This is a genomic window from Agrilactobacillus yilanensis (assembly GCF_003946725.1).
Classification (GTDB): Bacteria; Bacillota; Bacilli; order Lactobacillales; family Lactobacillaceae; genus Agrilactobacillus; species Agrilactobacillus yilanensis.
The window spans coordinates 1-1267 of record NZ_RHOY01000040.1; the positions used below are offsets into that span (position 1 = coordinate 1).

1 protein-coding gene is annotated in these 1267 nt (G+C 39.7%); it reads left to right on the top strand.

All coding sequences use genetic code 11. From position 1 onward, the window contains the following. Window positions 1–282 precede the first annotated feature (282 nt). A complete protein-coding gene (locus tag EKM93_RS13450; RefSeq protein WP_047021683.1) occupies window positions 283–1206 on the top strand; it encodes an IS30 family transposase in 924 nt (307 codons plus the stop codon). Window positions 1207–1267 lie beyond the last annotated feature (61 nt).

A 1267-nucleotide genomic window follows, 5' to 3' on the forward strand; every position in this document is an offset into this window, starting at 1 on the left:
CCCCAGTAAGATAGCTTTCTTAAACATGAAACCCCTGCTTTCCTGGATATGTATGAAACAAGTCGGCCGTAACCGGTTCATTTCTGGCCTCATTATACAAAACCGTCCTGACATAGTGTGTCGCTAACACCGCTATTTGCTGGTTTTATTTAGGCTTCTCCCACAGTCGTTTTTATTAAGCGGTAGATTGTAAAATTTAAGTTGAACATATTAGTGGACAGAAAAACCCATAAAGGTCTTTAATGGTGTCACCACAACATTCCACTAGAAAGAAGGACCTTTATGAGCACCACTATTTTATCATTTGAAGACTGCGTTGTCATCGAAACACTTCATCATGAAAAGCACTCACTTCAATATATTGCCGATTATTTAGGCTTTAGTAAAACCACTATCTTTAATGAGGTTCATCGCTTAGCTGGTGAGTATCACGCAGTTAAGGCTCAAACTGACCATGAAGTTAAACTTAGTCATCGTGGTCGTAAAACCATCTTAACGACTAACCTAAAGCGATTGATTGAAGAAAAAATCAAGATCCAAAAATGGTCAATTGAACAAGTGGCTCATGTAGTTAGAATTGCCTACAAAACCATCTATAACTGGATTGATCAGGGACTACTGGATATTAATGTGACCGATTTACCTGACCATGGTATTCGTCGCAAACGAGCTAAAGAAACCCGTGGTACTTTTAGTCATGGACGTTCCATCGAAGATCGTCCAGCTGAAATTTCTGATCGTAATACTTCAGGTCACTTCGAAGCTGATACAGTTTTATCTGGAAAACGTAAAGGTCAAGCAGTAGCTACGTTTGTCGAGCGTAAGAGTCGGCTTACCATCGTTAAACGGCTTAATGGACGAGATAGTACTTCAATGACCAAGGCTATTTTAGAAATGGCTAACCAGTTAGGAGATAATCTCAAGACCCTTACTGTTGACCATGGGAAAGAATTCGCCAACTACAATTTGATTGAAGAACAGACCGGTGTTCCGCTGTACTTTGCGCACGCTTATTCGCCACATGAACGAGGCAGTAATGAAAATCGCAACCGAGTACTACGCCGCTTCATTCCCAAAGGTCAACCGATTGATGAGATTACCGATGATGAATTGATTCAAATTAACTGGTATTTGAATTCCCGACCACTCAAATGTTTAAATTGGCGAACACCGATTGAGATCTTTTTGCGTGATCTGCGTTACTAAATTTGTTCAAGTTATTTCTTGCAATCTGCCTAATTAAAAAACCTCAATTTTTAAGGTAATC